6 protein-coding genes are annotated in these 6,114 nt (G+C 69.2%); all 6 read right to left on the reverse strand.

The window, feature by feature from the left end; genetic code table 11:
• Positions 1-17: 17 nt before the first annotated feature.
• A complete protein-coding gene (locus Q0R63_RS08860) occupies positions 18-935 on the reverse strand; it encodes a hypothetical protein (RefSeq protein WP_295696460.1) in 918 nt (305 codons plus the stop codon).
• 239 nt (positions 936-1,174) lie between these two features.
• Positions 1,175-3,502 carry a phosphoribosylformylglycinamidine synthase subunit PurL gene (gene purL / locus Q0R63_RS08865; RefSeq protein ID WP_295696462.1) on the reverse strand — a complete coding sequence of 776 codons (2,328 nt, stop codon included), beginning with the start codon at positions 3,500-3,502 and terminating at the stop codon, positions 1,175-1,177.
• Positions 3,499-4,179: a phosphoribosylformylglycinamidine synthase subunit PurQ gene (gene purQ / locus Q0R63_RS08870; protein WP_295696464.1), complete on the reverse strand. Its 681-nt coding sequence runs from the start codon at positions 4,177-4,179 to the stop codon at positions 3,499-3,501. The genes purL and purQ overlap by 4 nt, the downstream gene beginning before the upstream one ends.
• Positions 4,176-4,451 (reverse strand): phosphoribosylformylglycinamidine synthase subunit PurS, encoded by a 276-nt coding sequence (purS, locus tag Q0R63_RS08875; RefSeq protein ID WP_295696467.1) that lies wholly within the window; start codon positions 4,449-4,451, stop codon positions 4,176-4,178. Before purS ends, purQ begins: the two co-directional genes overlap by 4 nt.
• A 94-nt stretch (positions 4,452-4,545) precedes the next feature.
• Positions 4,546-4,926, reverse strand: coding sequence for a HEPN domain-containing protein (locus Q0R63_RS08880; protein ID WP_295696470.1), 381 nt, complete (start codon positions 4,924-4,926; stop codon positions 4,546-4,548).
• Positions 4,926-5,570, reverse strand: coding sequence for a nucleotidyltransferase domain-containing protein (locus Q0R63_RS08885; protein WP_295696472.1), 645 nt, complete (start codon positions 5,568-5,570; stop codon positions 4,926-4,928). Before Q0R63_RS08885 ends, Q0R63_RS08880 begins: the two co-directional genes overlap by 1 nt.
• Positions 5,571-6,114 lie beyond the last annotated feature (544 nt).

The following is a 6,114-nucleotide window of genomic DNA, read 5'->3' on the forward strand; positions in this document are numbered from 1 at the left end:
CGTTTTCGCGGACGTTGTCAGCCGACCCATCCGCGAGATCGGAGGAGGCGGCGAAGCGCATCCATCAACGGTAGGGGCTCCACCCGGATCGTCAGCACAGAGACCTGGACGGCAGCGTCGCCCTCAGCTTGAGCCTCGACGGTGCGGATCTCGTCGCTCATCGCGGCGACGAGGATCCCGTGCCCGGCTCCGTTGACCTCGAGGCGGACGCGATAGGCCTGCCAGTAGACGTCGAGGTAGATCCGACCCTGCGACGACTGCCGCCGCTCCTGACGCGAGGGTTCGGGGAGCCCGTGCGCGCGGCAGAGGACCGCGAAGTCGAGCTCGTTCATGGACTGGGCACCCCCGCCGATGTCAGCGATGACCTGTCGGAGCATCACCCGGAACTTGTGTCGCTTGACCCGCTCGAACTCCACGGCGAGGACGTCGGCGCAGACGAGCCGCTGCTGCACCGACATCGCCAGCAGCGTTGCCGCCTGTCGGACGGTCTTCGCCCAGAGCGCGGACTGAATCGCCGCAACAGTCGGATTCGCACGGGGTATGCCGCTGCCGACCAGGTCGTCCGGGGTCCACCGTCTGCTCTCGTGGAGCGCTACTCCCTCAGCGCCGTTCTTGGAGAACGACTTCCGCACCCAGACATGGATGAACTCCTCGTCCCACCCGGTCAGACCGGCCAGCAGCAGAGCGGAGGCTCCGCCGATGGCGGCTCCCTTCCCGACCTCCACCAGAGCGAGACGGTGCCGCGTCTCGTCGTCTGCCGACGCGACCACCACGCCTCGCCAGGGGATCGCGGCCCACCGTCGGGCGCGGGCCTGCGCGACACGTTGGCCCGGGGTCACTCCGAGGTCTCGGAGGTCGGCGAGTCGCAGGACGTTGCCCTGCGTAGAAGCCTGTTCCTCGACGGTGGCGATGAGGGACGACTTGGGGCTCTTCATGCAGGATGAGCCTGCCGCCCCGACGGCATCACCCACCAGAGACACCGTTCGTCCTGTGGATCGTGGGACCAACGACGCAGGGGGTGTGGACAACGCGTCTCCCCGCTGACAACGTCCGCGCGAACGGCATACCGGTGTCGTGTTTGCGCGGACATTAGTCGTGCACCCGCCGCAACGTCCGCGCGGACGGGATACCGGTGTCGCGTTCACGCGGACGTTAGCGGTGGCCCCGTGGGCGCTCAGGGGCCGAAGATGCCGGGGAGGGTCGCCTTGTGGGTTCGGCGCAGGGTGGCGTGGTCGATGCCGAAGGAGGCGTCGGGGCCGGCGACAACGACGAGGCCGTCGACGTCGGTGTCGGTGAGACCCAGCTCGGTCACGGAGACCGAGTCCGGCACCGCAGCAAGGAACTCGTCCTCCGAACCCGGGGTCACGGCGACGAGCACGCGACCGGTCGACTCCGAGAACAGCGCGGTGAACGGGTCGACACCCTTCAGCACGAGCCGCTCGAGGCCGACCCGCGCGCCGATCCCGTTGCGCAGCACCGCTTCTGCGAGCACCTGCGCCAGACCACCTTCCGAGAGGTCGTGCGCCGCGTCGAACCAGCCCTCGCGCGCCCCTTGCTGGAGCACGGCCGACAGCCGCATCTCGTGCTCGAGGTCGACCACGGGCGGGACGCCACCGAGGTGGCCGTGCGCGACGTGCGCCCACTCCGAGCCATCGAGCTCGTCGCGGGTGTCACCGAGGAGGTAGAGCCGCGAACCGTCGACGGAGAACCCGGACGGCGTCCGCACCGAGACGTCCTCCATCACCCCGAGCACCCCGATCACGGGCGTCGGGTGGATGGCGACGTCGCCGGTCTGGTTGTAGAACGAGACGTTGCCGCCGGTCACCGGTATGCCGAGGGTCTTGCACCCCTCCGCGATCCCGCGGATCGACTCCCGGAACTGCCACATCACGCCCGGGTCCTCGGGTGAGCCGAAGTTGAGGCAGTCGGTCACCGCGAGCGGGGCGGCGCCGGCGGTCGAGACGTTGCGGTAGGCCTCGGCCAGCGCGGCCTGCGCCCCGGTGTAGGGGTCGAGCTTGGCGAACCGGCCGTTGCAGTCGGTCGAGATCGCGACACCGCGACCCGTCTCCTCGTCGACCCGGACCACGCCCGCGTCGTCCGGCATCGCGAGGGCGGTGTTGCCCATGACGTAGCGGTCGTACTGATCGGTGACCCACGAGGTGTCACACAGGTTGGGGCTCGCGAGCATGGTCAGCAGGGTGGCGCGCAGCTCCTCGCCGGTGACGGGCCGCTCGAGGTCGGCGGTCGTGTCGGCCACCAGCCCGTCGAGGTATGCCGGTCGGCCCAGCGGGCGGTCGTAGACCGGCCCGTCGTGCGCCACCGATCGCGGCGGCACGTCGACGATGGTCTCGCCGTGCCAGGTGATGACGAGGTGCTCACCGTCCGTGACCTCGCCGATGACGGTCGCCTCGACGTCCCAGCGGGTCGTGATCGCCAGGAACGCCTCGAGCTTGGCGGGCTCGACGATCGCCATCATCCGTTCCTGCGACTCCGACATGAGGATCTCCTCGGGTCGCAGCGAGGCGTCGCGCAGCGGCACGAGGTCGAGCTCGACGGCCATCCCCCCGTCACCGTTGGACGCGAGCTCGCTCGTCGCACAGGAGAGTCCGGCCCCACCGAGGTCCTGGATGCCGGCGACGACGTGCGCGGCATACAGGTCGAGGCAGCACTCGATCAGCACCTTCTCGGCAAAGGGGTCGCCGACCTGCACCGCGGGCCGTTTCGTCGGCCCACCTCCTGTCGCGGAGAAGGTCTCGGAGGCGAGCACCGAGACTCCGCCGATGCCGTCGCCGCCGGTCTTCGCACCGAAGAGCACGACCTTGTTGCCGACCCCGCGCGCCGACGCGAGGTGGATGTCCTCGATCCGCATCGCCCCGACGCAGAGAGCGTTGACGAGCGGGTTGCCCTGGTAGCAGTCGTCGAAGACGACCTCGCCGCCGATGTTGGGCAGGCCGAGGCAGTTCCCGTAACCGCCGACTCCCGCAACGATTCCCGGGAGCACACGCAGGGTGTCGGGGTGGCGAAGGTTGCCGAAGCGCAGCGCGTCCATCACCGCGATCGGGCGGGCGCCCATCGACATGATGTCGCGCACGATGCCGCCGACGCCGGTGGCAGCGCCCTGGTGGGGCTCGACGTAGGAGGGGTGGTTGTGGCTCTCGATCTTGAAGGTGACGGCCCAGCCGTCGCCGATGTCGACGACGCCGGCGTTCTCGCCGATGCCGACCAGGAGCTTCTCGCGCATCGCGTCGGTGGTGTTCTCGCCCCAGAGCGAGAAGTGCACCTTCGAGGACTTGTAGGAGCAGTGCTCCGACCACATCACGGAATACATCGCCAGCTCCGCCGACGTCGGTCGGCGCCCGAGGATCTCCTTGATGTTCGCGTACTCGTCGACCTTGAGCCCCAAGGCGCCCCAGGGCTGTTCGGTGTCGGGCGTCGTGCCGGCCTGCGTCACGGTGTCGACACCCGCGAGGTCCTGACGAGTCGCCTCGGTCTGCGCGCTCACGCGGACACCACCTGCTCGAGGCTCGCGAGGGCCGAAGCGAAGAAGTCCAACCCGTCCGTCGAGGGGCCGTAACCCGGCTCGATGGCGTGCTCGGGGTGCGGCATGAGGCCGACGACGTTGCCGCGGTCGTTGGTGATGCCGGCGATCTTGCGGTGGGAGCCGTTGGGGTTGGCGCCGACGTAGCGTACGACGACCCGGCCTTCGCCCTCGAGCCGGTCGAGCGTCGCCTCGTCGGCGACAAAGCCGCCCTCGCCGTTCTTGAGGGGGATGGTGATCTCCTGGCCCGCGGCATACGCGGATGTCCATGTGGTGGAAGCGTTCTCGACGCGCAGGACCTGGTCCACGCAGTTGAACTTGCGGTGGTCGTTGCGGATCAACGCGCCGGGCAGGAGGTGCGACTCGCACAGGACCTGGAAGCCGTTGCAGATGCCGAGGACCGGCAGTCCACCCTGGGCCGCCGGGACGAGGACGTCCATGACGGGGGCGAAGCGGGCGATGGCGCCGCAGCGCAGGTAGTCGCCGTAGGAGAACCCGCCGGGCAGGACGACGGCGTCGACCCCGTGGAGGTCGCGGTCGCCGTGCCAGAGGGTGACCACGTCGGCGCCGGCGGCGCGCACGGCCCGCGCGGCGTCACGGTCGTCGAGCGAGCCGGGGAAGGTGACGACCCCGATCTTCACGCGTCGCCCTCGGTCGGCGCGGTGGCGTCGAGCGCGTGGACCGCGACGACGTCCTCGATGACCGGGTTGCTCAGCAGCGTCTCGGCTGCCTGGCGCGCATGGGCGAGGTGCTCGTCCGTCACCTCCCCCTCGACGGTGAGGACGAACCGCTTGCCCTGGCGGACGTCGGTGAACCCCTCGATCCCGAGGCGCGGCAGGGCGCCGGCGACGGCCTGCCCCTGCGGGTCGAGGATCTCGGGCTTGAGCATGACGTCGACGACGATGCTTCCCATCGGCAGGGGGCTCCTCGGGGAGTGGGTGCGGCGGTCGCCCCACGATATCGGTCTGGCCCGTATGCCGGGGACCGCGCGTTCATCGCGGCAGACGTCAACGCCCGGCCGCGACCGCTTCCGCCGCCGCGAGCATCCGCTCGGCCCACCCGACGGCCTTGGCCGCGTCTCCGGCCCCGATCGACTCGGCGGAGTACTGCGACTTCGTCTTCATCCTCAGGAGCCGGTTCAACGTCGAGGACAGGCCTGCACCGACGGGTCCTGAACGATCGAGCTCAGCGACCGCCATCTGATGGGCTTCGCCGGCCGCCGACCGGCCGGTCACCACAAGACAGATCGCGTCCTTGCAGTGGATCCCGCAGACGACGGCGTCGGCCGTGGCCGCGTTGTAGAGACCGCTCTCATAGCTGACCGCGGCGGCGGCCAAGAACTCCTTCGCTTTCGACAGGTGCCTGCCAGCGTCGGCGAGCGCCGCCATCAGTCCACGTCCGTCCGTAGCAGTGCGCGTGGCTCACGGCCGAACACCCTCACGGCCTGATCGCGGAGATCGCGGACCAACCGGTCGCCCCGTGCCAAGGCGGCTTCAAGCTCCGACTCGTCAAGGTCAAGGATCTCGCACGGATTGCCGGACCACCTCGTGACCTTGTCTGACAGATCGTCCACACGCGCCTGCCAGTCGTTGCCGCCAGCCGCGGTCTCCGTGTCACTGGCCGACGACGGACGCACGAGCAGGATGTCGATGTCGCTGTCCGGGCCGGCCTCCCCCCGGGCGGCCGAGCCAAAGATCCAGACCGCACGAGGTTGAGGAGCCCAGCCGTCGACATCAGTACGGATCCGGTCGAGCAGCACAGACCACATGTTCGAGAGCGCGACGATGCCTTCCGCCGCCACGTGATCCCGGTTGAGGCGGTAGAAGAAAGAAGGCGGCCGCGACTCGCGGAGCACGATGCCGGCGGTCGTCAGATCGCCGAGCACCTGCCCGACCCGTCGATATCCGTATGCCGGTCGCGTCAGCTCCGCGAGCCCCCGGCCGCTCAGGGGGACAGCGGTCTGCGCGAGGACCGACAGGACGGCTCCGTGGGCGCTGGGAATCACCGACTGCAGGGGATGACGCAGGTCCACGAAAACTCCTTTCGACACCTTAGATCCTCGCAGGCATGGGCACCAATATGCCCAATTGGGCACGATAGTACCCATTGATAGATTGATGCCGAGTCGGGTCAGCGACCAGCGGCTCTGAATGGTGTCCAGCGCGCTAGCCGTGCCTGCGGCGAGGCGCCCCGATTAGGCGCCCCTAGACGACCGACGGGGCGTCGGTACCCAACTCAGAGAATTCGAGTACGACCCGTTGAGGTGAGCCGATCTGGTCAACGCGAATCCTCAGTCGACGTCCGCCCGCGCCAACCTGGGCCAGCGCGTGCTGCTCGTAGCCGGCGTCTCCGATGATCACAGCACCGCAAGCAGTGACGAAACTCGCCGTCGTAGATGCACTCCAGATCGGAACCCGTACGCCCGAGCCACACCTCGGCCACCGCGTCGCCGTCGACGGCGTGCCGGATGAGAACGCGTCGTCTGTGACGCGTTCTCACCTCGACCCGGCTCGGGCCGCGGTCAGCCGAACGTCCGGCCGGTGATCCGCTCGAAGGCCTCGACGTAGCGGGCTCGG

It is taken from the genome of Lapillicoccus sp., assembly GCF_025353065.1.
GTDB lineage: Bacteria > Actinomycetota > Actinomycetes > Actinomycetales > Dermatophilaceae > Lapillicoccus.